We start from the raw sequence: 26,103 nt of genomic DNA on the forward strand, positions 1-26,103 counted from the left end.
TCATCCCATTGTGGCTGTCAAATTCCAGGTGTTCAGCCTCTTTTTTCACAGTCCGGTTCCCCCGAAGAATTGCCAGGCCGCCGTCCCAATCAGGATAACCCCGCCCACTAACGCTACCGCACCAATTTGTTTAAAGTAGTCCATCAGTGTCGTATCCATGTCACCATTTGAGCGGGAAATCAGCCATTTGATACCCACCCAGGTTAAGGTGATCAGCGCACAGATAGCGGCAACCGCATATAACGCCACCTGAACATCTTTGCTATACGTTTGGATGGAAGATTTCCAGTCGGCCAACACCCAGGGGGAAGTCAGCAATAGCACTATTGCCAGTAGTACGTGATTAACCCACGGTTTTTTTAGCGAGGGTTCGAAGGGTTGATTCGGCATTGTTCTCTTTTTCCTCATTGACAGGTTGTGTATTGGGTTTGTTTTTGCCCGATTCCTCGCCATAGCGTGGATACTGGCGTAGCACATCCCAGGATGGGTAAATAGGCACGTTAGGCGGCGCAGAGGGGGCAAAATCAAGCGAAGGCGCTTTTATCCGCTCCGCTTTTGTGCTCGGCACGGTGTATCCCTTTTGCGGAAGGGTATAACCGATCCTTTGTACATAGCTGGTCTGCTGAAAATCGTTTTCAGCCTTCTGTCCGGTGGTAAAATTACCGGAGTAATAGCAACTGAGCGTCCGTTTTAAGGAGCCACCGCGCTGGTAGCAATCAGTGATGATTTTTTCGAAGACAGAAAGGTTGGTACAGGGAGTAAAAAGTTGTTCGGGTGTGACGCCGTAACGTTTGAAATTGGACTGGTTAATTTGCATTAGGCCAACGGAAAAATTTTTTCCTTTCGCCTTAAGCCGATTAACATGCGCCATGGCATCATTCAGATTATGAGGAAAAATCCCCTGCTTCTGCCCGACAACGCCAATAGCGTAAGGATTAAAACTACTTTCTACTCTTGCAACATCATGACTGGTATCGGGATGAATACTCGGTGCACATTGCATTGCCAACGTTAAAAATGTGGCGCTTGCGATCATAATACTCCCTCAAAAATATATTTTTCTTTGACTGATCACCGTGTTAAATATCATCAAACCGTTTTCTTTCCTCCTCCGTGCCTAAAATTTCTTTCAGTCTGTCCCGCGCCTCATCCCCTGATTTTTTGATGAGATAGCGAATAAATTCAGATACCGTGACAGGTCGTCCAACATAATGCCCAACATCAAGCACAATTTTATCCAGCTGGTCACGTAATTCCGCGCCGATATAAACCGATTTTCCACGGCGAGATATTTGGTTAAACATGCATTGATTTCCTAAAGGAAAGAGAATAAGGATTTATTTTTGTATTTTTAGGGTTTGTAAAGATACACGTCTGGTAAACAGCGGTTGGTGAAACTGGCTGTTTGAGCTGTATTGTCAGCCTTCTTCATCAAAGTAATAAACTCCACCCATACATTGATGCGGTCATCTCTTTGACGTAATTTGGGTTTTAACCCGAAAATATTGTCAATGATATTTTCGATTGAACGTGTTTCTTTTTCACGTTTTTTGATGGCGTTTAGCCTTAATTGCCTAATTTCATCGTTCCGCTGACATTTTTTACGGTAACGGATTTGGCGACGTAATCGGCACCGTTGACGTGCATTCATGCAATTTTTCCAGTAAAAATAGCTTGGGTGGTGCGTATCCATAATACGCACGCCCAACCCACAGTCCTAAAATAATGTACACCTGTGTCGGCATACGGCCTGATTGTTAAAGAGCGATATTCCATTACGTGCTGAGAGCACAAATTGAATGTTTGTAGGTACTATGATGGCTTATATTTCGATATCGGTATATCGTCTAAAAGATGATTTTGAGTTTAAAAAACAACCAATCAATACATTATTTAAAAATTTGCCAAAAATTAACGAATCCTTGCTCTAGTGGTTGTTATTTTTTTTCTTTGGGTAGGTGAGCCGTTGGAGTGTAGGCGGGTCAATGCTCGCCTTGGCGACCGCGTAGCGGCTTGGCATTGACGCGACGGAGCGACGTTACCCTTGTGGAGGGGGTTGTGAGCACGCAGTGAGCGCAACCCCTTGTTAAGCGGGTTTTTATTGGGGTTAAGGTGTTTACCTTGAAGTTAATGTTATCCCCGGTTTTTTTAACGTTTAATTTCTTTTTTCTTTTTAAAGAAGTTAAAAGTAATTTTGCATCTATCGCATAAGAAGCATCTATCTCAAAATTGACTTGCATCTATATGTGGATAATCTTCATTTTCGATAGGACACCGACGATTTTTTATCTCCTGATGGGGTTATGACGCCACTTTCACACAGGATGAACAGGCATAAATAGGGTTTAAATAAGGGTGATCAGGGGAAATGGCAGGATGGGAGCGTGAGGAAACCTACGCGAGGGGCGTAAGCGATTTTTTTGAGGAGACAGGCGTGCTTTAGTGCACAGGGATGTCCGGTGGAGGCGTACTGGCGATCTTACGCAGTCGGTAATACTCAATGTCGACCTGCTTTCTAAGACCTTCAGACCCTAAACTGCCGAGTTCAAGCAAGGAATAACGCTTAACTAGCTTATGAAGAATGTCTTGTTTGGCGGTCTGCTCGTCCAGTTTAGCTATCCGTCGTGCAAGTTTGTGCTGTTTATTGATGGCGTACCGAGATTTTCGGTGCTCAAACGCCCGCTTAATGTGCTGCTCTTTCGCCCGGCGGCGGGCTTCTATTAAGGTTATGGAAGGTTCACCTTTCTCTAGCAGACCTTTGTTAATCCAACCCATTTGCTGATTTTGGGCGCTTTCCAGTTTTTCCGGCGATACCCCAAATAACATAAAGAACAACGGCGTAAGCGTAATGAGTTTGGGAATATAACTGGCCATCAGTTTATCCCATACCTTTTCGCACACCACCAAGCCCATCGGCTCCATAAAGTCGGTGATCAAACGTGAGGCACGGGTAATGGATTTATTACCCGCTTCCGACAGTGTAGACAGCCCACATTCGTCCGCCAGTTGTTCGACCGACGCCATCACTAAACCAGAAGCAATGTTAAAATGGTAGAGCAGAGCAGGAACCATCGCCCTCAGGGCACGCGCTCGATGTTCATTAAGACGACGGAAACGAGGCCGGAGCTCTCCTGTCTTGGGATCGGTAGGCTGTATGATGTATAGCAGTTCGCTGCGCGCCACATCCTTTTCAGACGCACGTTGCATAGAATAACGGATAAAAGCAGGACGCTGCTTATCACTTGTAGGCGGTGTAAAAACCGGGTAGAGATTGGAAATGTAACTTGTTCTAATCACCCCGCCCTACACTTATAGCGGGCACAAGGGGTTGAATATTTTTGAACATCATTCTATACTCCCTGCTAGAACACATCCAGCAGTTCTAGTTGATGCCCCGATATTCTGAGTCTACCCGCTAAAGTTGAGACAGATGTCGGGGTTTTCTTTTTAAGGGTACACTACACAGCACTTGCACCCTTTCCTAGTGCTTTTCGGCAGCACCCAACCAATGTTGAGCAAGAATCTAGCACTTTTTTTTAAGATAATCAATTCAATCGATTTGCTAACAGCCCAGAGAACAATTTTACTACCCACAATCAACACCATTTTGGCTATTTTTACCCTCCTTCGTTAGCGACTCAGAGGAAAATTTGGCGAAAAGGTTAGCAAATGTTTGTAGGCACTATGATGGCTTATATTTCGATATCGGTATATCGTCTAAAAGATGATTTTGAGCTTAAAAAATAATCAATCAATACATTATTTAAAAATAAGGGCTGATTTTTCAGCCCTAGATACGGGTCGATCTCGCTCATTAACTTAATTTCAATTGTTTACGGCAATGACAAAGACATGAATTAATCAGATGTTTATTTATCAAAAAATGAAATAGTGCCCTCAACTCAGAATAATTACCTAATTCGTATTTTTTTCTTGCGTTATTTAAATGTGAGTTCACCGTACTGATGCTGAGATTTAATAACAATGAAATTTTACTACGATGCAAACCCGAACAATAAAGTGACAGTACTTTAATTTCTACTGGAGAAAGTGCAGAAAAAACTTCGTGATAAGCTGTCGTATCGTTAATATGAAATGCTTTCATCATTAGCTCCTAAAAGATAAATTAGCGTACAAATCAGCACTCCCTGCTCTAACTCCTCGCGCTAACGCTAATGACGTGGCTCCCCGTAGAAAGAAATTTTGACGGAATATAGTTATCTATGCCTTTCAATTGGCAAAAATTCCTGACTTGGCTTGAATAACCAACCCCTAATTTTTTGTAGATAATATATAATTTGTTTTCTATCGTGCGGGGAGACCGGTTTAATTTTTTGGCTATTTCCTTCTTTCCTAATCTATTTAATAGAAAAAAAATAATCTCCCATTCTTTTTTTGTGAATGTTTTGTTCGGCTGCTGTACTGTTGCAAGGCGCGGTGATTTTTTATCAACGCATTCCAGCAAAGAAAAAAAAGGAAAAGGACGTGCATAGCAAAACACCCCATTGCAATTTCCATCTTCATCAAACAGCGGAAAAAAATCAAAAAGATAGGGCTGTATTATCTGTTCAAGTCCATAAGGCAGGATATTGAGCACGGATAAGAGGGACTGCTGGGTGCGGGTCTGTTTCTCTTGCGCTTGAAAGACAGTCATCGCGTGAGACGGAACTGTGCTATCAGTCTTGCCCAGCAGCTCACACAGCGGTGGATTGGCATAAATCGTGGATGCGGCATCAGTGAGACCACAGGGATCAGTACTGTGCAGGCAGGTCAACATCAGGGATTTATTCATGCTGCACCTCCCAACTTCAGGAGATGTGTGCGTTGACGCAAGGTCAAGTTGTGCGAAATACGGGCAAACAACACCAGTATGATAGGTTGTGCTTCACATATGAGCACGCGGAAGGTAGACTTTTTCATAGTCCGACTCCTAGTTTAGTTAGGTTTTGGATTAGCTATTCGTAGGTGTTGGCTCACCTGCGAGTAGCGATTAATTAGTCATAACTAATTTCATTTTCACTATAAATTACTGGTACAACTTTAAGTTTCTTAACTTCTTCCCATCCTTTTTCCTGTTCACATTCATGCGCGACGATAGTTGCCGAAAAAACAGCCTTTCTTTGAAAAGGACTTCCAGAAAAAGCAATTTTTTCGTTCACCACATAAGTATTAACATTTCCTGTTTTTATTATTTGTACATAGTTATGCTTGGCTAAATGAGATACTGCCCTTGTGATAGTTGCTCTAGACTTATCTATAATTTTGCATAAGGCTCTATTGGATATAGTTACTGCATTTGTTCCAATCTGCATATGTTCCCGAATTATACTAAATACTAGTGATGCTGCTGGGCTTTCTTGCTGTAAAGCTCTCAAGTTTTTTTCAGCCTCACGAGACATCATATAGTAACCACCTGGAACAAAATTCTTTGTCCTGCGCTGCTCAGCAATAACGTCATTCAACTTATCAGTCGTTAGATTAAGTAGATTTCTTGTTTTTGATAATTTTTTCCTTAGATCATCAACTGATTCTTTTTCCATGGTGCGCATCCCGTGAGCCTATAAGTGCTCATTTATGAGTTATGAGTGCTCTCATATGAGGCAATATAGCTAGAGTATTAATCAAAACCGAGGGTGAGTCAACATGCATCAAAAAAATTTAAGTAAACTCATTAGTGCTCATAGCTCATGAGCTGAAGAGGTGCACAACATGAGCATATCAACAATAAAAAATTATTTTAATATCAATTTATTAATTGATGATACCTTTCTATTTCTACACTAGCTTAACTGAGACGGTTATAAACATTAACTGAGCCAGTTATAATTTATAATCATCTCAGTTATAAAAAGTTTTATAAAAATGTTATTTTTCAATAAATTATATATATATTCTCATTCTATTATATTGTATACATACGCCGTATTTTTAAGGTATTAATTTTTTAATAAAAAATACTTAAAAATTTACCCCTGTGTTACATATCCTCATATTGAGGACTAATGTTCCTTAATAATATGAGGATAAATAATTATTATAATTAATTGAATTTAAATAAAAAAATACCACTACCTCCTTCTATTATATTCTTACGACTTCCGCCAGCCAAAAACACAACCCCAGTGCTTACTTTTTTATCAAAGAGTGACCGAGTTCCTTTTTGACACCAGATGATATTCCGCTTCCTCGAACGGCCTTCGCAAAGCGAAGGCCATTCTTGCGGCGAGCGTTGCGGATCTAAAAAATCCGTTTTAATTCAAATTTTTAAAAAATCGGTTTAATCATCCCGCTAAGGATTAGGGATTGGCTGTAGCGGTCTGAATTTACCTTTCGTCAAACGACCCCAAGCCCGCTTCAACCTGATCCAACAGCTCCAACAACCCGTCAAGCGCTTCCTCACAAAAAGCATGATCCCTGCCGGCCTCCTGATGCAACGGTAACGTATTCAAATAGCCTGCGAATTTGTCCCTTAAATCGCAAGGAGTTATAGTGCATAAGCCTCTTTTTTCCGGGGTCAAGGTCGTTTTCATGAGGGTTCCTCCCTTGTATCCAAACAAATTGATTGCCTGTTTTGCCAAGAAAACTCAGTCCTGCGCCCACTTGCGTGGACGCAGAGTGAATTCACTTTTGTTACTTGGATTGCTGATCCCTGAATTCGAACCAGTCGCCCTGTTCGTCGAAAAACATCCTGTTCTCGCCCCAAGCCCGGCTTTCGTTTATCGCCCACCGTCCGGCTATCCAATCTGTGCTGACAGTTTCTGTCCGCTTTATCCCCTATTGGAAAAGGGGTTTTTCTCTAAATGCAGGCAATACAAAGCCCTGCGTTAAACACGAATAAATAATAAAAATGTCTTCATGTAATAAAACGGCAAGGATTTCCCGTGCAGCGCATGACTGCTTCACGTTATATCTTATTATTAAAATAAATCCTTCATCCCTTTTATAATCTGCGAAGCGCATCGCAAATTTTCAGCACTTATTCTTTTTTCTCTTTTCTATATTCATCACGAACAGTGAATAATTTATTATACCTCTAGGAAAGGCGTTTTATTTTATATTTGGTAAATAGCGATTTTCTGGCTTTCTTTTTTTCTTTAGCCAATTTATTAATTTATAAAATAATTTTTTATTTTCATTTCTCTTTTTATCTAATATCTTATATCTTAATTCTCGGTTTCTCGCTCTACTTTGTCGATTGCTCATAATGACGCCTCCCTATTTTCAATAAACTGGATACCAAGCGGGATAAATTCAGGTGGAATATAACGATCAAATCCGGTTTTCTGGCAAAATTTTCTAAATTCTTTCAAGGAACTGACTGCCGATTTTTGGTACATCCTGCATAAATTATTTTCTATCGTTCGATGAGAGCGAGAAAGTTTCCTCGCGATCTCCTTAGCACTCATCGACTGTAATATGAAAAATATGATTCTCAGCTCTGACTTGTTAAATAATTTCATTGGAGGAGCCACCTTTAATCCTGATGGGGTGATCCTGCTCGCATATTGCTGTGGTGAAACAAAATCCATTTTTTTGCCATAAAACACCGTGCCTACGCACTCATTATTTTCATCATAGAGCGGAAATTTTTCATACAAATAAGGTTGCAACTTTTTCTCTCGACCAAAAAAATGGGTTTTAATGATAGTTACTCTTTGCCCACTGCTGATAGTTTCTTGATCCTGTTTTTTCAATTCTTCAGCAAATTCCGCGACCGGTGTGGGAAGTTGATCATCGCTTTTTCCTTCAATTTTAAATTTATCAGGGATATTTAAAAATTTACGAAAAGCACGATTGGTATAAATAAACCGTGATTCACAATCTTTTATTCCCCAAATATCTTCACTGTGTTCCATTATAGAAATAAGGGAAAATGATTTTAACGAAACCGCCATCTTTTTCATAAAAAATAAATCTCCCTCCAATTAATTTTTATTTGTAAGAAGACTAATAATTATTTTAATTTTTTGAAAAACTTGTATTACAAAAACAAAATTTAGCATCCATCATTAATATGATATATTATAACTAGTTATAATGTTTTCCCTGGTATCAGTCTTACAAAGAAAATAAATACATAATGTGATATAGAATATCAATCATATTATTATTACAGTATTTATCCTTAAAATTTTACATACATCCACTTTATAAATTTAATTATAATGGAACCCAAAACTAATTATGTCACATTCATCATTCATAATTTTCCACTATTTGCTTCACAAGCATTACCATGTTACATAACATATTCAACATCAGTACTTAATGCTCCATATGACTGAAAGTTTGTCGAATATAAAAATAAATATAAGCAAGTTGACTCTACTTCAGATTCTGGTTTAGTGCCCTCAATTAAGTGATCAGTTACCATAGCGGTTTTCTTAATTTATTCAGCATTAGCAATCTATTCTTCATTTCTTCGTGTTCATCAATAAACGTGTCACACACCTTACTTCACCTATGTTCCTCCATTTGAACAAGATACTATCTGGATGTTTTCCATATAGAGTACTTGATACCTTTTTTCTTCACTTTTTTAACAGAACATTAAACCGTACGTAGGAACTTTGTGCTTATTCTGCAACTATGGGTACCATAGGAGAGCATAAGGGTGAGATTCCCTTGGGCTACTCGACCACTTATGATGAAAATAAGCTTTATCACTCTCCGAAAACACATTTTCTCTAACACAGATAATTATTCCCTCGAAGAAAAACGTGGGATATATAACGACATCATAAGTCTCCTCGATTTACCTAAGAACATCAAAAGATCCGAGACTTTAATACTGCAACAAAGCCATCAAAACACACATAGGTCAAAATATTTAAAACCAAATGCATTATCTTTGAACGGTAGCTCAAACCTCACGACGGAAAAACCAAATAACAAAATATACACACACTCTTGAAACTCACTTTTTACAGGAGTAAATTGTACTTACTCTGACTTAGAGATTTGCTGAATTCTCTGTTGTCACTCAGGGTTTTGTTTTAGTCTTAGGAGATATATGATGGATAAAATTAAATCAGATAAAATACAAAACTCTCAAAATTTGGTTGTAGAATCTCTAAATTCATTACCACTCATTTCAATCACAGAACATAGCAATGAACCATGGGTTATAAGAGACTGCCAATCACGATATGTATATGTCAATCAAGCGGGGCTTGATTTCTTAGGCTTACCCGCTAATTTTAACATTGAAGGTAAATTGGACAACGAATGCCCGGCTGATTGGGCAGAATTCGCCGCAGAATACCAAGCAAACGACAGAAAAGCAGAAAAGACCGGAAAGCGTGTAGCTATTATCTCAACTAATTTTTATGGGCGAAAAAAAATACTGGAACCTTATTACCTTCCAAGATTTCCAATTTACAATAAATTGGGTGAATGTATAGGTACTTTAACAAATGCAAGCAAGTTAAATTTTATTTCTCTTTCTCAATATGTGAACCAGCGAACGCCTTCTGTTTTAACGCTTACTCCTCCCACGACCCTCTTTACCGAGAAAGAACTTAGAGTGATATTTTTTATATTACAGCCCATGACAGCTAAAATGGTGGGGGATAGACTTTGCCGTGCTAAAAAGACGATAGAAAATAACCTAAGGGTCATATATGATAAAGCAGGTGTCAGTTCTTTAAAAGATTTCAGAGAATGGTGTGGAACGATAGGTTTAGATCTATATATTCCCCCTGAATTTGTAAAACCCAGAGTACAGTCTCAGAGGCTGTCTTGAAATAATTTCATCGTAGTTTGGCAAGAGTAAGACGTACCATAGCAATTCTGAATATATTTTCAGCGGTGGCGGTAAGGATTTCAACCTCCTTTGCCAGGCGCCGAAACCCATTAAGCGAAGCAAAGGTACGTTCAACAATCCACCGTATAGGCAAGACCGCGAAGACATCTTTAATTTTTGTCGAGATGTTTAATTTCAGTTTTAATCGCTCTTCAACAAATTCTACTGCTGTGCCCCGATAGCCGGCATCCCCCGAAAACGCTTTGATTGATGGATATTTTTCAGCGGCTCGTTCGAATACAGCAACGCCCGCTTTCGTGTCGTTGATATTGGCTTTGTGTACCGACACATGCAGTAAATTCCCCAATGTATCAACGATAATATGCCGTTTTCTGCCTTTTATTTTCTTACCGCCATCGAATCCTCTTTCTTCGCTGGCATAGACCGTTTTAACGCTTTGGGAATCAATAATCGCATAACTGGGCACCCTTCTTTTTTTTTGAGTGGCGATATTGCTCGTTTAGCTTATCTAGGGCACATTCCCATACGCCTGCTTTATTCCAGCGGCTGAAATGGTCATAAACCGTCTTCCACGGGGGGAAATCTTTTGGCATCATCCGCCACTGGCAGCCGCTTTTCACGACATACAAAATCGCATCCACAATTGTTTTTTTATCATGTTTCGATTTGCGGCCTCGTTTATCACTAGGGTTGAAATAATTCTTTATTATCAACCATTCGGCGTCTTTTAAGTCACTTTGGTACACAAAATATTCCCAGAAAAATAAAAATAGGCAGGTTTACGAAAAAATTATTGTAAAACAGTATATTTACTCTTGCCAAGCAAGATTAAATTATTTCAAGACGGGTTCTCAATCTTTTTGAGTATTTGCGCTCATTCATACACATGAAAAACTAACTTTAGGCGTTTCGATGAATCTAGCTTTCTCAGCACGCTCTTAGCCATCGTTGTGTTCCTGTTGGTGAAGCTACTTCTTAGTTACTACGATCTTTTCAACTAAGATGAAGTGACGAAATTTCCGGCGTACAACCCCATGTTTGATACTTTTCATGTACGCATTCAATACATACATATTGTTGTTTACCCGACTTTATTGTACTATTTTAATACGTAAAAAAAGGAAAGATCTCCCATGCCTCAGCTCCTAGTAGAAACCAATGACCGTATGTCATTGCGTATTGCCTCGGAAGAAAAATCGTTGTTAATACGCGCAGCCGCTATACAGCATACTAACCTGACTGAATTTGTAATTCGTAATGTGGTGTCGGTAGCACGAAAAATTATCGACGATAACGAACGGCTGGAACTCACAGAGAGAGACAGTTTACATGTACTGGAGCTTTTGGATAATCCGCCGACACCCAACGATAAGTTGATGACGGCTGCATTTTCTTTGCCGATGCTGTCATGACGTTACCAGGTTGGCACGAAGCTCCCATAGGTAAACATCATGATCGCGCAGCCTTCGATTGTGGTGATGATACGTTGAATCAATTTTTACATCGTCATGCGCGGCAGAGCCATGAGAAAGGTGGGGCAAAAACCTACCTTGCTGTTAGTGACAGCAATCAAAAGGTTTTGGGTTACTACAGCCTTAGCCCCGCCTCCATTGCTTACGAACGCGCCCCGGAGGTGATAAAACGTGGTTTGGCTCGGCATGAAGTGCCCGTATTTCGGCTTGGCCGTCTGGCTGTAGATATTTCAGTACAGGGGAAAAGGCTTGGTGGGCAGTTATTACTTGCAGCAGGGCGACGCTGCCTTTTGGTTGCCACACAGGCAGGCGGTGTCGCGCTTATGATTGATGCTAAGAGTGAGCAAGTAGCTCATTGGTATGCGAGTTATGGTGCTGTTCCACTGTTAGATGCGCCTTTGTCTCTGTTGTTGCCGTTAAAAACGATTCATGCTGCACTTACTACAGCAGGGAAACTCTAAATGAATGATGAAAATTCAAAATATGAAGCGACAAACCTCAGCAAACTCCCGGCCAGTATCTCCGTTAAAAAGCGCGGAAACACCTATGTCATTTTTAGAAACGGCCATGAAGAAATAGGTGGCATCGTTGTTTGTGGTACTCCGTTAGGTGATACTCAGCTTCAGCCCTATGTTGAGGAGCCACAAGATAGGAACAAAACAATTGTCGCTTTGGTAGCACAGCAAATGTCAGATGCGCTACTGGTGCATATAGCTAAAAAGCCTGAGTATTTAAGACGTGACGCCTTCCCGCCAAACTTTGTTCCCGCAGGGACAGAGGTTCTTGAAAACAAGGTGTTTCCTTGCTCAAAATGCAATCAGATCGTTGCCAGACTGGTATTTTCCTGGAACACTGCGTCAACAGAAGAAATGGAAATGGTAGGTAAAAAGTTCGAGCTGGAAGCCTCCGTTTCTGATTATCCGGTATGGGTGCTTGGCGCCCCTGATTGCGATGATAACGATATTGCAAAGTACCTGACCTTTCAAATTGCGCCTACAAAAGGCGCCGTTTATTGGGAACATCCGGACGACATGAACAAGCGGTTGATCGCGCTGGATGTTAACCATTGCTGAGTGGTCTACGAATCACACACTAGCCGTTTGTTTCCCAATAGCTCTATACACAGTTGGACGTGATACTGAAAACACTTCAGCACGAGTACTCCCCCGTTCCGTGCATGTGACGTGGCTCTTTCTGTTGTTTATCAGAGAGTTTTGGTTGTTTACCCCACACTTTTTTATGCTCTCCTAAGTCGGTTCGCTGTTCCACTACTCCCCAATCAGGAGAGCAGCTGAGTTCTGATAGATCCGAGCTTTTTAAGTATTGCTACAGCCTTTTTATCAAAAGTAGCGAAAATCTCGCCGCCGAGGGCAAAACCTTCATAGGCTATGACGCCATCGGCAAAGTCGCCACCAGAACGAAGCATTGCAATACCGGCATCTACTGCACCCTGGTTAACTTTGACGTTATCAGCTTCTATGAGAATCCCTATAGCGTCGGCTATATCCTCGTTTGCCAGTTTATAGCCTCGTGACAGGTTCCATACGACTTCACAAAGTACCGGCAAAGGAATAGTTACCAATATTGCTTCTTTCATTACTTTACGCGCTATAGTGGCCTGTTTTATATCATCGGCCAGCAGGTAGCGGAGTACAACATTGGTATCGATGGCAAGTTTCATTTTTCACTCGCCCAACCCTTGCGAGCTATCTCGTTCATGTCGTCGATAGACAAAACAACATTGCCCTTATTTTTTGCCCGGAGGATCCCAAATGCATCTTCAATGTTTCGCCCTTCCCGCACTGCTTGAATTACTGCCCGACCACCTGGAAGCGTATTGACGTTTATTTTCTGGCCGGGTTTAATGCCAAGGTGTCTCAGAAGTGTTTGCTTAAACGTCACCTGGCCTTTCGCCGTGACTGTAAGGGTAGTCATGCTGCTAACCTCATTTATTGAACATGACCATATAGTAAGGCAACATCACCTTACTAGCAAGCAATTATCATGGTTTTGGGTTTTCGTCGAGGTAAATACAATGATGTTATTGGAGATTTTCCAATTTGATATTTTTGCGTCAGATACCGTCTTGCCCATCATGATGCAAGTGCTATTTTTGTATCGAATGGGATGCCTGATTTCAGCACACCATACGCCAGTTGGAGTAATTTGCGCATTGCTGCACAGACGCCCATTTTACCCCCTTTATGGCGTGATACGAGTCGTTGCCACTGTGCTTTCACTATCGGATTACAAGAAAGGGCAGCCAGAGCGGGCATATACAACGCTTTCCTGAGCTCGGTATGACCCCGTTTTGATAGGCGGCTCCGTCCTTTAAATAAACCTGATTCACAAAGTTTTGGGTTAAGCCCGGCATAGGCCACCACTGCCTTACTGTTAGTGAATTTTGACACATTACCCACATACGCCAGCAAACTGGCACTTAGTATTTCACCGATACCAGGAATACTCTCCAGCAACGCTTTATTTTTCTTTAAGTCAGGATCGTTATCGATATGGTTTTTTATTTTTTCTTTGGTGGCCTGGATTTGTTGTTTAAGTGCAGAAATGATTTCAAGCAGTGAGGATTGAACGACATCGTCAGCCACTGATTGCCGATTTTCTTGCATTTGCCTCATTTCCTCTAAACTCTTTAGATGGCGTACTAGCGCGGTTAATTGACGTTCGCTCAAGGGAGGAGGAGTCCAGAGGACAGGTGTATGCAGTGCGCAGTAGCGCACTATCATTTTTGCATCCCCCTGATCCGTCTTGTTCCGACTCAGTTCACTCTCACCAAAGGCATGAATACGTGATGGGTTTTCTAGGCTGACGTCAATGCCATTATCAACTAAGAACATAGCCAGTGGAACACTGTAACTCCCTGTGGCTTCGAGACAAATATGACAATCCCCGTAAGGGATAAGCCATTTCAGTAGTTGGCTAAATCCAGAGGGGGTATTCGGGAATGCTTTTGTTTTATACTTTTTTCTCTCTACCCACACTGCAACATCGAATTTTAATTTGGCAACATCAATACCCACTGAGGTCTTGTCCATGGCTGATTCTCCCATGAAAAACAGATAATTAAATGATCGCCCCGACCTTCCTTATAAATACGTGCTCTTAGCACAAGATACCGTTCGGTCTTACAGGCGACGATAAATATGTCACCGGGGTTTTATCTGACTGCACAAGCTTTAAGCCTAAGGGCGCAAACAAACTCTCCGGTGACATCCCAATGATCAGTTGGGGATCATCAACCTTTGAAAGTTAATAATCAAGATATAAGGGCGCGAGTTCCGGAGCATCAGGCCTTTGTGATGATAATGAACTCAACTATTTTAACCGTAAGAAGCTGTTAACTCATCTGGATGAAATGTATACCTACATTAGCAATAACCGGATGATAATCCCTAATTATGGCGAGATGTACCGATATGGGGAGACCATTTCTACCGCCTTTGTGGAATCAACTATTAATGAAGTGGTGGCGAAAAGAATGGTTAAAAAACAGCAAATGCAGTGGAGCAAGCTTGGCGCTCATTATCTACTCCAAACCCGAACCTCAGTGCTTAATGGTGAGCTGAAAGAGCAATTTAGGCGTTGGTATCCGGGTCTGAAAATCGATGAGCATATCGGAGAAAAGACCGATGAAAGTACTGGATTAGCTGCTTAGGATTGCCCCACACTTTTTTATGCTCTCATCTTATTTTTAAGAGCGGGTGGAAGGCCGTTGATATAGCGCACAAAACTGGCCTTCCTAAGGACACTGTATCAAATATGAAATATCCTGTAATCGAAAGCGACCAAATAACGCCTGAAAAATGATATAAAAAAGTGCTTTGGGTGAGCAGCCCCCAGGGCGTTCATATAAAAGCCCTGGAGTAGCCCCTTATCCTGAAACATTTTATCTGGTGTGCCGTAAAACCTCGGCCTTCAGGCCGGTGATATAAGGCACACCAGATAATCCTTAAATGACTTCGCTGTTCCATTGCTCCCCTAGCTCCGATCATGCGTGTGAGATACGCCGTCCCAGCATTTCCATAATTGGCCGAATTGGGGGATGTTTTTTTTTTTGAAGAGCTTCACGGGCTTCCCAGCGATCATGAGCAGCTTGTAGGTTTAACCAAAACTCTGGGGTTGTCTCGAACAACTGAGAAAACAACGTCGCTTCCTCTACTGTTAAACGACGACGCCCCTTACACAACCGGTTAACAGTTGCGCGGGTAACTCCCATAATGTCCGCTAATTCTTCCTGACCTATCCCCAGCGAGGTTAAAAATTCCTCCTGCAAAATCTCGCCCACAGTGGTGGGTTCACGAGTAGTGGTATCAAGCATAAATCCCCCTAACTAAGTGTCTTGATGAGGATCAAGGTAGATGTTTTCAGCATATCCATCTTTCCACTGAAACATTAATCGCCATTGAATATTGACTCTCATGCTGGACAAACCATCAAATTGTCCAGAGAGGCGTTTATAATAATTACTGGTTGGAATAAACAAATCTTGCTCATTGTGTGCAGCCGCTAACATATCGAGCTTTTTAGCTAACTGGCGTTCTATTGTTGCCGGTATTGCGCGATCTCGTTTACTCTCCATATAGAACAGTTTTAAGTTTTTATCCCGAAAAGACTTAATCATTATCTGTTCCGTCATTCCATTCAATACAAGTATTGTACAATTTAAAGATTCTACTCCGAACACCGTTTCATGGTGAGCTAAGAAAGCGAGTATTCGGATCTGACGATGGGCAGAGAAAGATCGATGAAAGCGTTGGATTAGCGGGATAAGATTGCCCCACACTTTTTTATGCTCTCCTTATTCTGGATCATTTCCAGGTGCTGATCGCGTTGGGTCGGTGGCCCTATCGTACTACTGGCTACTCTGGTCAATTACACACGTATCATGACTTACCCCCTAGTTATTTGTTCTATCACCCCTAACCAAATAGCAGTAGTCAAATTTTTCATATCTTCCAGAGCTTCTTTACAAGTTATTCCCAATTCTTCTACAGCGCCCTTGAAAGAGAGGCCTTCCATCAAGCACTTTTTGCCGTAGCGCTTAACGGTGAGCCTTTCCAGCTCGAGTAGAGCGGGACAATCATCTCTATCGCTACTCCACTTATCATCTCTACTGTGATAAGTTATACCCAATCTTTTGGCGATTTCCTGACAATTAGGCTCCTTTTCCAAATACTCTGAACCGAAGTGCATAACAACCTTCATTTCTAACGTCTTCTTGGCTTCATCAGTTATTAGCCCCAGCGCCGCGGCGATTTCCTGGCAATTAGGCTCCCTCTTCAAATGATTAGGAACGAAGCGCGTAACAGCCATCATTTCCAGTGCCTTCTTGGCTTCATCAGTTATTAGTTCCAGCTTCGCGGCGATTTCCTGGCAATTAGCCCTCCTCTTAAAATACTTAGAAGCGAAACGCGTAACAACCTTCATCTCTAACGTCTTCTTGGCTTCATCAGTTATTAGCCCCAGCGCCGCGGCGATTTCCTGGCAATTAGGTTCCCTCTTCAAATAATTAGGAACGAAGCGCGTAACAGCCATCATTTCCAGCGCTTTCTTGGCTTCATCAGTTATTAGTCCCAGCTTCGCGGCGATTTCCTGGCAATTAGCCCTCCTCTTAAAATGCTTAGGAGCGAAACGCGTAACAGCCATAATTTCCAGCGTCTTCTTAGCTTCATAAGTTCTTAGTCCCAGTTTCGCGGCGATTTCCTGGCAGTTGGGCTCCTTCTCCAAATACTCTAGACCTAAGTACTTAATAACCTTCTTTTCCAGTGCGGCTTCGGCCACCAAAGTCTTTATCCACCACTTATCAACCATGTTTTGGCAAGGGAGATTTTTCTTTAAATCCTGTTTGCCGTAGTGCTTAACAAAAAGCAGTTGCAGTGCCTCTATAGCAGGATAGCGATTTTTTTGGATATTATAAATTATTCCTCTCTTGTCAGCGATTTCCTTGCCGTTAAGGCCTCTGCTAATATCTTGTGTGCAGTAGTTCCGAGCAGTCATTATTTCCAGATGCTCCCGAAGGTTGCGATCAGTTATCCTCAACTGATCGGCGACTTTCTGGCAATTAGCCTCCTTTTTTAAAAGTTCAGGAGCTAAGTGCTTAATAGCCATCATTTTCAGACTCTGCAAAGCAGAATCGTTAGTTATCCCCAATTGATCGGCAACTTTCTGATAATTAGCCTCCTTTTTTAAAAGTTCAGGAGCTAAGTGCTCAATAGCCATCATTTGCAGACTCTGCTGAGCAAAATCGTTAGTTATCTCCAACTGATCGGCGACTTTCTGGCAATTAGCCTCCTTTTTTAAAAGTTGGGTTTTCCCGCATATCCAGCCCAAACTGGCAATGAGCTTCTCTTGGCAGCCAAACGGCCAAAACCACTAAGTTAATTTAGATGCTCTGCGCTAAGGACGCCGTCGCTGTCACTTTATGAATAAATGCCTTGAGAGATAAATATTTACCATACCCCAAATGCATTGCAATAATTTTATGAATAGGTACACCCAGATGATAAAGATGTAAAATTTTTTCTTTATCCTTATCATACATCGAAGCTTGTATTATCCCTTTAGGCTTACCGAGCCTGATGCCTTTGGCAGCTCGGACACGTAACCCCTCTTTGGTTCGTTCTGAAATAAAGTCTCTTTCCAATTCAGCCAGCATTGAAAAAATAGTGATAAGCACTTTATTAGCCACATTATTTTTAGTATTCGGATTTAAATCCAGATTTTGCTTGATAAGTATTAACCTTACCTCCTTGATTTGAATAATTGTTTCAATTGTATTCAGCGTTTCTTTAATCGAACGCCCAAGCCGAGATAATTCAGAAGCAATGACGATATCATCCGGTGATAATTTATCCAGTAATTCATCAATACGGCGCATTACGGTGGATTTACGTGAAGACATTTCCAGCTCGATCCATTCATCAACCATAAGCTTTTGTTCAATACAATAACGACTAATACTATTTTTTTGGCTTTCAACACTTTGCTCTTGAGTGCTCACCCGAACATATCCATAAATCATATTGACGTTATCCAATTTTACCTGGTTTTGTGTTAAGGTTTTTTTTGCACATAACACCATCGTTTTATATATAATTTATATTGTACCTTAATAACATAATTTATCGCTTAACAAAACGAACGTTAATAGCATTAATTTTAACCTATTGGATGTACCTTAATGGCAAAAATTGAGATCCTGTCTCCAGCCGAACAAATTAAATTCGATAATCCGCCTGTTTTTACCCTCGAGGAACAAACCAAATATTTTTATTTACCCCTAAAATTAAAAACGTGGTTGGATACAGTTAACAATGTAACTAACAAAGTAGGCTTTATATTGCTTTGGGGATACTGCCAGGCCGGTGCGCGATTTTATCAACCTGGACAGTTTCGTAAACATGATATTGAAATCATTTGCCAACAACAGAATATTGCTCCCACGCAAGTGAAAATGACAGGCTATAATCAGCGTTCATTCAATTACCATAAAAAGATTATAAGGCGCTATTTAGCACTGCAACAGTTTGATAAAGAGTCGAAAGTTTTTTTCTTACAAATCATAGAAGATAAAGTTGCACGCCACTATTCACCAAGGCAAATTTTACTGGAACTCATTGATCTTCTCAAAATAAAAAGAATCGAAATACCACGCTATAATCGTTTTGCCTTGGTCATTACTCAAGCAATAAGCGATTTTGAAAAGAATTTACTTAAATTAATAGAAAAGAAAATAACCAAAGAGCTTCAAGAAAAATTTGACGCTCTATTTGAGACCAATGGAAAAAATTATTCAGTAGTCTCTAGACTTAAAACAATCAGTCACTCCAGAAAACCTAAAATAATAAAAGAAAGCATTCAAGATTTTAAATTAATTCAGGGACTATACCAAATGGCTTTGCCAATAATAGCCTCTTTGAATTTGCATATTGATACCATTAAATATTATGCCACTTGGTTGCGTAAGGCTTCACTCTTTCAAATAAATCAACTACAGGTTAATAAACGGGATTTATATTTAATCTCATTTTTACTGCATCAATATCAGCTGCGGCAAGATATTTTTGGTGAAATTTTATTAACTTGTGTTCAAGCAACGCAAAATTCAGCGACACGAATTCAGAAGGAACAGGCCTTTCAACAGAAAGATCAGCATAAAGAAACCTTACAATTATTATTTGATGCCAGAATATCCTACAAATCCGTGCTTAAACAGATTGAAAAAGTGGCGATATCACCCCTTCTCAATGACGCTCAAAAAATTGAAAATATAAAATTATTACTGGAATAGTATTATCAACAAAAAACGGAGATAATGGCCGAGCCAAGACTTGATGAACTCGCTGAAAATAGCCTTCAGGAGATGAATGAACATGATTATTATCATGTAATTGAAGCTCTTTCACTTAAGTTACAAAACAGAGTGGCCGATATTCTACGCCACATTGCTTTTGATGAAACTGAAAATCAAAATTCGACAAAAATTTTAACTGCCATTCAACATTACCAAAAAAAGGCGGGAAAAATTGGGAAAGAAGCCCCCGTAGATTTTTTGACTGAAAAAGAACAAACAGCGCTGTATGATTCAGCCGGTAAATTTAGAGTTTCCCTCTACAAAGTCCTGTTTTATTTCCATACATCTGAAGCACTTAAAGCAGGTGTGGTCAGTTTGAAGCCAGCGTACAAATACCTGTCCATAGAAAATTATTTACACCCTAAACTCCATTGGCAGGTCAATAAAAGTCGCTTATTAGAGGAAGCCGGATTAACTTTTTTTACAGATATAGACAACGTAATATTCACATTAAAAAATAAGCTTAATGACGCTTATCATAGAACAAACCAACGTATTAATTCGGATAAAAACTTACACATTAAATTTGATAAAAAAGGGAGAATGGTCTTGGCGACACCTAAGGTAGAAAAAATGAATACTCAATCCCTATCTGCTTTGTTTGATGATCAAAAATATGTCTCTATATTAAAAATATTAAGTGATGTGCAAAAGTTGACTCATTATCTAGATTGCTTTCGGCATTATAGCGTCAAGGATAAAAAAATATTACCTAAAAAATCTGTATATTATGCCGCTATTCTAGGTATGGGGTGTAATATTGGCTTGAGTAAAATAGCAAATGTTTCTAAAGGTATTACAGAAGATGGATTGTTAAACTTTTTCAATTGGCACGTGAGCTTAGAAAATATCCATGCCGCCAACAAATGCATCCTGGAGCTTCTTAGTCAGCTATCATTGCTCAGGCTACATCAAAATAACCCGAATGAATTACATACTTCAAGTGATGGTCGCAAAGTCGGCGTAGCGGTAGAATCTTTAAATGCTAATAGTTCATTCAAATACTTTGGCAGTGGAGTAGGCACCTCGCTGTATACCTTTATTGATGAATTTAATCGATTATTTTATTCCACCGCATTTAGTAGTTCAGAACGCGAAGCGGCTTATGTTGCTGATGGTTTGATGCATAATCTTTCTATTAATAGCAGTATTCATTCTACCGATACACAGGGTTATTCTGAAGCTATCTTTGGGGTGTTACATATGCTTGGTATTTATTTTGCACCCAGAATTAAAGGACTAAAGAAATCCACTCTTTATAGTTTCGAATCACGTAAAACGTATGAAGAGAAAGGATATAAAATATTACCGCATCGGTACATTGATGTTGATCTTATAAAGTCGCACTGGGATGATATTTTGCGATTAATGGTCACTATAAAATTAAAAGAAACGACAGCATCACAGGTGTTTAAGCGTTTAAGCTCTTATTCCAAGCAGCACCCCTTATACTGTGCTATTAAAGAATTTGGGAAAGTCATTAAAAGTTTGTTTATCTTGCGTTATATTGATGATGTAGATTTGAGACAAGCCGTTGAAAAACAGCTGAATCGGATAGAGTTATCCAATAAATTTTCTAAAGCCATTCTATTTGGTAATAATCAAGAAATTCAATACAGTGGTAAAGAAGAACAAGAAATGGTGGTGGGTTGTCAGCGGCTGATTCAAAATGCCATAGTTTTATGGAATGCGCTCTATTTATCACAAAAACTGGCGACGACGGAGGATGAGGAAACACGGAAAAAAATGTTAATCATTATCCGTAACGGCTCAACCTTGAGTTGGCAACATGTCAACTTGCACGGTGAATACGATTTCACCCAGGAAATTGAAGCGGAAAAATCATTGTTCGATATGGATAAAATATTGTCATTTAAGGTCGTCTAATTTATCTCATTGCCAGTTTGGGCTGGATATGCGGGAAAACCCTACAAATGGCGTATTGGCGTAGAAAACTCAATAAGGGGCTAATTCACCACTCAGATAGAGGCAGTCAGTACACCAGCCGTGAATACGGGCAGCATCTGTCGGTTATGGGCATGCAGGCAAGCAACAGTCGGAAAGGCCAGTGCTGGGATAATGCCCCCACAGAGCGCTTCTTCCGCAGTCTGAAATATGAATATTTGCACTACGAAGTGCTGAAGGGTCACCATGATGCCAAGCTGAGTGTGTTGGACTATTTGGCTTATTACAATAGTAAACGTCCCCACTGTGTACTGGGATATCTTTCTCCCATGGAGTTTGAGCGAATACCATTAATCAAGGTGTCTTAAAAAAGTGTCCGGTTTTACTTGACCATTACAATCAGCAATGCCGATTCCTGTCGGCCATGAAACCGCTTCAACCACGTTACGCGAATTTTGATCTTGGCTCATTATATGCTGCTGTTGACGGGCAGAAGTTCAGCGTGGAGCGGCCAACGGTAAAAGCACGCTCCTCACGTAAATATTTTGGCCGTGGGAAAGGCGTCGTTGCTTATACCTTATTATGTAACCACATCCCGCTTAATGGTTATCTCATTGGCGCACATGAATATGAAGCTCACCACGTTTTCGATATCTGGTATCGAAATACCTCAGACATTGTGCCGACTGCCATTACCGGCGATATGCACAGCGTCAACAAAGCTAATTTTGCCCTACTTCACTGGTTCGGGTTGTGCGCTTCGAACCTCGTTTTACCTCGTTGAATACGTTACTAAAGGAACTCTATTGTGCCGACGAACCATCACAGTACGAAAAGTGCCTTATCCGACCTGTAGGTCAAATCGATCAGGAAATTATTCTCAGTGAGAAAAATCATCTGGAGCAAATCGTTGCCACTCTGGGGTTAAAAGAAATAACACAGGGTACGTTGATCCGTAAGCTATGTACCTACACCTCAGATAATCCGACGAGGCAAGCTTTGTTCGAGTTTGATAAGCTCATCCGCAGTCTCTATACACTGCGTTATCTGCGCAATCCCCAGTTGGCCAGAAATAGCCACCGCTCACAAAATCGAATTGAATCGTACCACCAACTACGGTCAGCGATAGCCCAGATTGGTGGGAAGAAGGAACTGACAGGACAAACAGACATTGAAATCGAGATCAGCAACCAATGCGGTCAATTGCTCGCCAATGTAATCATCTACTATAACTCAGCCCTCTTGTCGCGGTTACTGACGAAGTATGAAGCAACCGGTAATACAAGAGGACTGGAGCTTATCAGACATATGTCACCCGTGGCATGGCAACATATCCTGTTAAACGGCCATTACACATTTATCAGTGACGGGAAAGAAATTGACCTGGATGCAATGATAGCGGGACTTAAGCTGGGGTGACAAAATTTCCGGCGGTTCCGGCGTACAACCCCTTTTTAGAGGTTAATTAACTTTCGCTAATTGTTTTTCTACACTGCTGTGTAGACGTCGAAAGTTACATTTCCTGTCTCACTTGTTGAACTACCTACATTAAGACCCTGTACCCGTACACCTCTTAACGCGAGGCCAGAAGTGACGTTCACGGCACCACTATGTTTAGGGATAAAAGCGAGTTGCCGGTTTCCAGGAAGTAAAGAATATACGTAGTAATCATTATCATGCATACCGTTAGCGTTGTCGTTAGAAGATGTAGGAATATAAATAGTGGCACTGTTCGCCCCACTCTCCCAGCTTCCCCCACCACTACCTATTGTTTCATTAGTTTTCTTAAAAATGCCTGAGGCAGCATTCAGCGTACTTTGCACGGTTATCCGGGGCTCTGAAGGTTAACTTCAATTGCTTTGGATGCCAACTCCGACTTAACAATTGCATTCAGGGCAATGGCGCTGCCTGCTACAGCATCCATGGCGGTTTTAGAAGCCGCTACAGCTGCCATATCCGCATAATCTAGAGGGTTCAGTCCTGCTAAGCCGGTAGTGAGTTTGGCAATCGCCATTGAGTTCTTCCCAACTTCTGCCATAGCGGTAGAGGAATTTCGTAAGATTTCTCTGGTTGTTGAGGAAGTTGCTACCGCATTCATGGCTATTTGTGAAGCGGCTACGGCATTCATGGCTGTTTGTGAAGCTACTACGTCTGTGAACTTTTCTCCATTATTATCATTTGCCAACCAAGCTTCCAATTGATCACTCTTCAAACCGGGGCGCAAAAGGTAAGCCAACCCATCGGGGTCGCCGAAAAAGAGTTGAAAAAACTGAGTGTGTTTGCTCACGTCTGCCTTATCTTCCTGGGTGAAGAGCAAATTTTCTGAATTTTTATTAAGATAACGCTTATCCGCCGCACCTTGGGTAATTAATCCGTTATCGTCAGTATCAACGTCTTTAATCGCCCCTGTCTTTAAACCGAGATGACTGCGCGCTGTAGCCGTACTCACTAAATCATTCAAATTATCCGAGACATTGAGATAACGGTCATCCGCCGCACCACGGGTAATTAATCCATTATTATCGGTATCCAAATAGGTATATTTTTTTACATCATTAGTCACATCTCGGCCAATAAAGACCGCTTTATTTTTTTCAATTATTTTACATAGATAGTCACTATTAAGCCGGATAATAGAGACCGCTCTCCAAGTTCCACTTGCCGCATGATAGATATCGATTGTCGCGGAATCGTAGTTATCATTACCAGTCTTTCCCCCAAAAAAATCGCCTTATTCCCTACCACCGCGACGGTAACTAAGTAGTGTGCTTCACTGGCCGTGTGCGTCGTCCAGCTGTTATCCTGGCTGTCATAGATATCGATTGTCGCGGTGAAGCTAGTAGTATATCCCCCGAAGAAAATCGCCTTATTCCCTACCACCGCGACGCCAGCTAAGTAGCGTGCTTCACTGGCCGTGTGCGTCGTCCAGCTGTTACCCTGGCTGTCATAGATATCGATTGTCGCGGAGTAGTTATCATTACCAGTCTTTCCCCCGAAGAAAATCGCCTTATTCCCTACCACCGCGACGGTAGCTAAGTAGCGTGCTTCACTGGCCTTGTGCGTCGTCCAGCTGTTACCCTGACTGTCATAGATATTGGTAGTCTCTCCCCCGAAGAAAATCGCCTTATTCCCTACCACCGCGACGGTAGCTAAGTAGCGTGCTTCACTGGCCGTGTGCGTCGTCCAGCTGTTATCCTGGCTGTCATAGATATCGATTGTCGCGGAGTTGTTATCCTGGCTGTCATAGATATCGATTGTCGCGGAGGGGCTAGCAGTCTTTCCCCCGAAGAAAATCGCCTTATTCCCTACCACCGCGACTTCAGCTAAGTAGCGTGCTTCACTGGCCGTGTGCGTCGTCCAGCTGTTATCCTGGCTGTCATAGATATCGATTGTCGCGGAGTAGTTATCCTGGCTGTCATAGATATCGATTGTCGCGGAGGGGCTAGTAGTCTTTCCCCCCAAAAAAATCGCCTTATTCCCTACCACCGCGATGGCCATGTTTTTACGGTCTATTTTTTTGCCTAAATCGGCAATCATGGGCACCTGGTATTGCCCCTCTTCAATGGCCTGACAGGCTAACGTCGACATACCGATCACATCCAGCGCAGCGCGACTATTCGCCACCGCATTCATGACGGTCTGAGAATTCACTACCACAGCCAGAGCGGGCTCAGCACTCACCATAGCGACTAGCATCGCCTGGCTCTTTACTGCCGCCTTTATCGCACGCGGACTGTTGACCAGCATGGTAAACGCCGCACTGTTGCTGATGATGATCTGTATTGCCACCGAATGGGTGAAAAGGCGGGTGAACTTTTCTTCATTATTATCACTCGCCAACCAGGCTTCCAACTGATCACTCGTCAAGCCTGGCTGTAAAAGATAGGCCAACACATCGGGGTCGTCGACAAAGAGATGAAAAAACTGACTGTGTTTGCTCACGTCTGCCTTATCTGCCTTGGTAGCGAGCAAATTCTCTGAATGCTTCAGATAGCGATTATCCGCCTCCCCGGTGGTAATCAAGTCTGAATGATTTGTCCCGGCATTCTTAACAGCGGCGGTCCCCAATTCAAAATTACTTCGCGCCGTCTTTTTATTCGTTAAATCTTTCAAGTTTTCTGCAGCATGAAGGTAACGCGTATCCGACTCCTTGAAGTTAATCACGTTACTCAGGGTTTCGATGGCCGACGCCGGGATAGTATTGAGCGGTAGGCGTACCAGTTGGATCCGTTCCCCACTTTGTTGGCGCACATCTCTATAGGGTGAGGAGGAATACCCCACGGCCACTAAGGTATCCAGCTCAAAAATGCCAATTTCACGGATTGCTTCCTCTTTTTTATCTTCAGGTAGGATCAGCTCGCCGATGACACTGTTCTTTTCCCTGTCCACCGTCACGCCATCCAGCGGCGCTTGGTAAATGACACTTCTTACCTCCCGTGCCTGCTTAAGGTCTGTGATGGATAAGGGCGTAGAAGCATTGCCTAACGCCATGTGGGTGAGTTGCAGTTTGCTGCCGGACGCACGGGCTTCCTGCAAGCGTTTGTCGCCTTCGGCCGTCCAAGAAAGCATAACGTCGTGGGAGTTCATAG

General features: G+C 41.6%; 32 protein-coding genes and 3 pseudogenes. 10 read left to right on the forward strand and 25 right to left on the reverse strand.

Going from position 1 to position 26,103, the window contains the following annotated elements; genetic code table 11:
* Nucleotides 1-45: 45 nt before the first annotated feature.
* The 11 genes from CCS41_RS14830 to CCS41_RS14870 form a co-directional block, all read right to left on the reverse strand.
* Nucleotides 46-390, reverse strand: a complete 345-nt coding sequence (locus CCS41_RS14830; protein WP_119797942.1) for a hypothetical protein — start codon at nt 388-390, stop codon at nt 46-48.
* Entirely contained in the window at nt 344-1,036 is a 693-nt protein-coding gene (locus CCS41_RS14835; protein ID WP_205411523.1) for a lytic transglycosylase domain-containing protein, read from the reverse strand. Before CCS41_RS14835 ends, CCS41_RS14830 begins: the two co-directional genes overlap by 47 nt.
* Before the next feature lie 43 nt (nt 1,037-1,079).
* Nucleotides 1,080-1,304: a hypothetical protein gene (locus CCS41_RS14840; RefSeq protein ID WP_119797943.1), complete on the reverse strand. Its 225-nt coding sequence runs from the start codon at nt 1,302-1,304 to the stop codon at nt 1,080-1,082.
* 47 nt (nt 1,305-1,351) lie between these two features.
* Nucleotides 1,352-1,651 carry a hypothetical protein gene (locus CCS41_RS14845; RefSeq protein ID WP_119797944.1) on the reverse strand — a complete coding sequence of 100 codons (300 nt, stop codon included), beginning with the start codon at nt 1,649-1,651 and terminating at the stop codon, nt 1,352-1,354.
* Nucleotides 1,652-1,982: 331 nt separating this feature from the next.
* Nucleotides 1,983-2,240 (reverse strand): hypothetical protein, encoded by a 258-nt coding sequence (locus tag CCS41_RS16195; protein WP_205411524.1) that lies wholly within the window; start codon nt 2,238-2,240, stop codon nt 1,983-1,985.
* A gap of 199 nt (nt 2,241-2,439) precedes the next feature.
* Nucleotides 2,440-3,297: a plasmid replication initiator RepA gene (gene repA / locus CCS41_RS14850; RefSeq protein WP_119797945.1), complete on the reverse strand. Its 858-nt coding sequence runs from the start codon at nt 3,295-3,297 to the stop codon at nt 2,440-2,442.
* Between the two features lie 517 nt (nt 3,298-3,814).
* Complete coding sequence (locus CCS41_RS14855; RefSeq protein ID WP_205411525.1) at nt 3,815-4,108, reverse strand: helix-turn-helix transcriptional regulator; 294 nt, start codon at nt 4,106-4,108, stop codon at nt 3,815-3,817.
* 45 nt (nt 4,109-4,153) lie between these two features.
* A complete protein-coding gene (locus CCS41_RS14860; RefSeq protein WP_119797947.1) occupies nt 4,154-4,792 on the reverse strand; it encodes a helix-turn-helix transcriptional regulator in 639 nt (212 codons plus the stop codon).
* Complete coding sequence (locus CCS41_RS17340; protein WP_275887702.1) at nt 4,789-4,920, reverse strand: hypothetical protein; 132 nt, start codon at nt 4,918-4,920, stop codon at nt 4,789-4,791. Before CCS41_RS17340 ends, CCS41_RS14860 begins: the two co-directional genes overlap by 4 nt.
* Nucleotides 4,921-4,994: 74 nt before the next feature.
* The gene (locus tag CCS41_RS14865) at nt 4,995-5,540 is read right to left on the reverse strand and encodes a plasmid replication initiator-like protein (protein ID WP_119797980.1); all 546 of its coding nucleotides are present in this window, start codon (nt 5,538-5,540) and stop codon (nt 4,995-4,997) included.
* Nucleotides 5,541-6,323: 783 nt separating this feature from the next.
* Nucleotides 6,324-6,530 (reverse strand): hypothetical protein, encoded by a 207-nt coding sequence (locus tag CCS41_RS14870; RefSeq protein WP_119797948.1) that lies wholly within the window; start codon nt 6,528-6,530, stop codon nt 6,324-6,326.
* Here CCS41_RS14870 and CCS41_RS15815 point away from each other — a divergent pair.
* On the forward strand, nt 6,529-6,828 hold the full coding sequence (locus tag CCS41_RS15815) for a hypothetical protein (RefSeq protein ID WP_205411526.1): 300 nt from the start codon (nt 6,529-6,531) through the stop codon (nt 6,826-6,828). The genes CCS41_RS14870 and CCS41_RS15815 overlap by 2 nt on opposite strands.
* 219 nt (nt 6,829-7,047) lie before the next feature.
* On the opposite strand, the gene CCS41_RS15820 is transcribed toward CCS41_RS15815, so the two are convergent.
* Nucleotides 7,048-7,203: a hypothetical protein gene (locus CCS41_RS15820; RefSeq protein ID WP_162860129.1), complete on the reverse strand. Its 156-nt coding sequence runs from the start codon at nt 7,201-7,203 to the stop codon at nt 7,048-7,050.
* Complete coding sequence (locus CCS41_RS14875) at nt 7,200-7,856, reverse strand: PAS domain-containing protein (protein ID WP_240313952.1); 657 nt, start codon at nt 7,854-7,856, stop codon at nt 7,200-7,202. The genes CCS41_RS15820 and CCS41_RS14875 overlap by 4 nt, the downstream gene beginning before the upstream one ends.
* Nucleotides 7,857-9,013: 1,157 nt before the next feature.
* Between CCS41_RS14875 and CCS41_RS14880 the strand changes: the two genes are divergently transcribed.
* Entirely contained in the window at nt 9,014-9,745 is a 732-nt protein-coding gene (locus tag CCS41_RS14880; RefSeq protein ID WP_240313953.1) for a PAS domain-containing protein, read from the forward strand.
* Nucleotides 9,746-9,752: 7 nt separating this feature from the next.
* On the opposite strand, the gene CCS41_RS16930 is transcribed toward CCS41_RS14880, so the two are convergent.
* Nucleotides 9,753-10,232, reverse strand: coding sequence for a transposase (locus tag CCS41_RS16930; protein WP_240313954.1), 480 nt, complete (start codon nt 10,230-10,232; stop codon nt 9,753-9,755).
* The gene (locus tag CCS41_RS16935; protein ID WP_240313955.1) at nt 10,210-10,512 is read right to left on the reverse strand and encodes a transposase; all 303 of its coding nucleotides are present in this window, start codon (nt 10,510-10,512) and stop codon (nt 10,210-10,212) included. The genes CCS41_RS16930 and CCS41_RS16935 overlap by 23 nt, the downstream gene beginning before the upstream one ends.
* 387 nt (nt 10,513-10,899) lie before the next feature.
* Here CCS41_RS16935 and CCS41_RS14890 point away from each other — a divergent pair, with 387 nt between their 5' ends.
* Genes CCS41_RS14890 through CCS41_RS14900 form a run of 3 tightly spaced genes read left to right on the forward strand, consistent with a single transcriptional unit; the run spans nt 10,900 to nt 12,311 of the window.
* Nucleotides 10,900-11,178 (forward strand): type II toxin-antitoxin system TacA family antitoxin, encoded by a 279-nt coding sequence (locus CCS41_RS14890; RefSeq protein WP_119797951.1) that lies wholly within the window; start codon nt 10,900-10,902, stop codon nt 11,176-11,178.
* Nucleotides 11,175-11,699 carry a GNAT family N-acetyltransferase gene (locus CCS41_RS14895; protein ID WP_119797952.1) on the forward strand — a complete coding sequence of 175 codons (525 nt, stop codon included), beginning with the start codon at nt 11,175-11,177 and terminating at the stop codon, nt 11,697-11,699. The genes CCS41_RS14890 and CCS41_RS14895 overlap by 4 nt, the downstream gene beginning before the upstream one ends.
* Entirely contained in the window at nt 11,700-12,311 is a 612-nt protein-coding gene (locus CCS41_RS14900) for a hypothetical protein (protein WP_119797953.1), read from the forward strand.
* A 12-nt stretch (nt 12,312-12,323) separates the two neighbouring features.
* Here the strand turns inward: CCS41_RS14900 and CCS41_RS16940 are convergent.
* From CCS41_RS16940 to CCS41_RS14920, 4 genes and pseudogenes are all read right to left on the reverse strand, one after another.
* Nucleotides 12,324-12,474: pseudogene (locus tag CCS41_RS16940) on the reverse strand (recombinase family protein); the annotation flags it as partial.
* A gap of 43 nt (nt 12,475-12,517) precedes the next feature.
* Nucleotides 12,518-12,919 (reverse strand): type II toxin-antitoxin system VapC family toxin, encoded by a 402-nt coding sequence (locus CCS41_RS14910; protein ID WP_119797954.1) that lies wholly within the window; start codon nt 12,917-12,919, stop codon nt 12,518-12,520.
* A complete protein-coding gene (locus tag CCS41_RS14915; protein ID WP_119797955.1) occupies nt 12,916-13,173 on the reverse strand; it encodes an AbrB/MazE/SpoVT family DNA-binding domain-containing protein in 258 nt (85 codons plus the stop codon). The genes CCS41_RS14910 and CCS41_RS14915 overlap by 4 nt, the downstream gene beginning before the upstream one ends.
* A gap of 158 nt (nt 13,174-13,331) precedes the next feature.
* On the reverse strand, nt 13,332-14,291 hold the full coding sequence (locus CCS41_RS14920) for an IS110 family RNA-guided transposase (RefSeq protein ID WP_162859989.1): 960 nt from the start codon (nt 14,289-14,291) through the stop codon (nt 13,332-13,334).
* Nucleotides 14,292-14,551: 260 nt separating this feature from the next.
* On the opposite strand from CCS41_RS14920, the pseudogene CCS41_RS14925 reads away from it, so the two are divergent.
* Nucleotides 14,552-14,911 (forward strand): annotated as a pseudogene (locus CCS41_RS14925) (ISKra4 family transposase); the annotation flags it as partial.
* Nucleotides 14,912-15,244: 333 nt separating this feature from the next.
* On the opposite strand, the gene CCS41_RS14930 reads toward CCS41_RS14925, so the two are convergent.
* From CCS41_RS14930 to CCS41_RS14945, 4 genes are all read right to left on the reverse strand, one after another.
* On the reverse strand, nt 15,245-15,574 hold the full coding sequence (locus CCS41_RS14930; protein WP_119797956.1) for a HigA family addiction module antitoxin: 330 nt from the start codon (nt 15,572-15,574) through the stop codon (nt 15,245-15,247).
* Between the two features lie 12 nt (nt 15,575-15,586).
* On the reverse strand, nt 15,587-16,039 hold the full coding sequence (locus CCS41_RS17865) for a type II toxin-antitoxin system RelE/ParE family toxin (RefSeq protein ID WP_323586518.1): 453 nt from the start codon (nt 16,037-16,039) through the stop codon (nt 15,587-15,589).
* Nucleotides 16,040-16,146: 107 nt separating this feature from the next.
* Nucleotides 16,147-17,478, reverse strand: coding sequence for a hypothetical protein (locus CCS41_RS14940; protein ID WP_162860130.1), 1,332 nt, complete (start codon nt 17,476-17,478; stop codon nt 16,147-16,149).
* 160 nt (nt 17,479-17,638) lie between these two features.
* Nucleotides 17,639-18,337 carry a recombinase family protein gene (locus CCS41_RS14945; RefSeq protein WP_323586520.1) on the reverse strand — a complete coding sequence of 233 codons (699 nt, stop codon included), beginning with the start codon at nt 18,335-18,337 and terminating at the stop codon, nt 17,639-17,641.
* A gap of 99 nt (nt 18,338-18,436) precedes the next feature.
* Here CCS41_RS14945 and CCS41_RS14950 point away from each other — a divergent pair, with 99 nt between their 5' ends.
* The 4 genes and pseudogenes from CCS41_RS14950 to CCS41_RS14965 all read left to right on the forward strand — a co-directional run.
* Entirely contained in the window at nt 18,437-19,546 is a 1,110-nt protein-coding gene (locus CCS41_RS14950; RefSeq protein WP_119797958.1) for a DUF4158 domain-containing protein, read from the forward strand.
* A gap of 24 nt (nt 19,547-19,570) precedes the next feature.
* Nucleotides 19,571-21,496: a Tn3 family transposase gene (locus tag CCS41_RS14955; protein WP_119797959.1), complete on the forward strand. Its 1,926-nt coding sequence runs from the start codon at nt 19,571-19,573 to the stop codon at nt 21,494-21,496.
* A gap of 17 nt (nt 21,497-21,513) precedes the next feature.
* Complete coding sequence (locus tag CCS41_RS14960) at nt 21,514-21,882, forward strand: integrase core domain-containing protein (protein WP_323586521.1); 369 nt, start codon at nt 21,514-21,516, stop codon at nt 21,880-21,882.
* An 83-nt stretch (nt 21,883-21,965) separates the two neighbouring features.
* Nucleotides 21,966-22,933 (forward strand): annotated as a pseudogene (locus tag CCS41_RS14965) (Tn3 family transposase); the annotation flags it as partial.
* Nucleotides 22,934-23,339: 406 nt separating this feature from the next.
* On the opposite strand, the gene CCS41_RS14975 reads toward CCS41_RS14965, so the two are convergent.
* Nucleotides 23,340-24,077: a hypothetical protein gene (locus CCS41_RS14975; protein ID WP_119797962.1), complete on the reverse strand. Its 738-nt coding sequence runs from the start codon at nt 24,075-24,077 to the stop codon at nt 23,340-23,342.
* 35 nt (nt 24,078-24,112) lie between these two features.
* Nucleotides 24,113-26,101 carry a Kelch repeat-containing protein gene (locus CCS41_RS14980; RefSeq protein WP_119797963.1) on the reverse strand — a complete coding sequence of 663 codons (1,989 nt, stop codon included), beginning with the start codon at nt 26,099-26,101 and terminating at the stop codon, nt 24,113-24,115.
* Between the last annotated feature and the right edge of the window lie 2 nt (nt 26,102-26,103).

Origin of the sequence: Candidatus Fukatsuia symbiotica, from assembly GCF_003122425.1 — a bacterium.
GTDB lineage: Bacteria > Pseudomonadota > Gammaproteobacteria > Enterobacterales > Enterobacteriaceae > Fukatsuia > Fukatsuia symbiotica.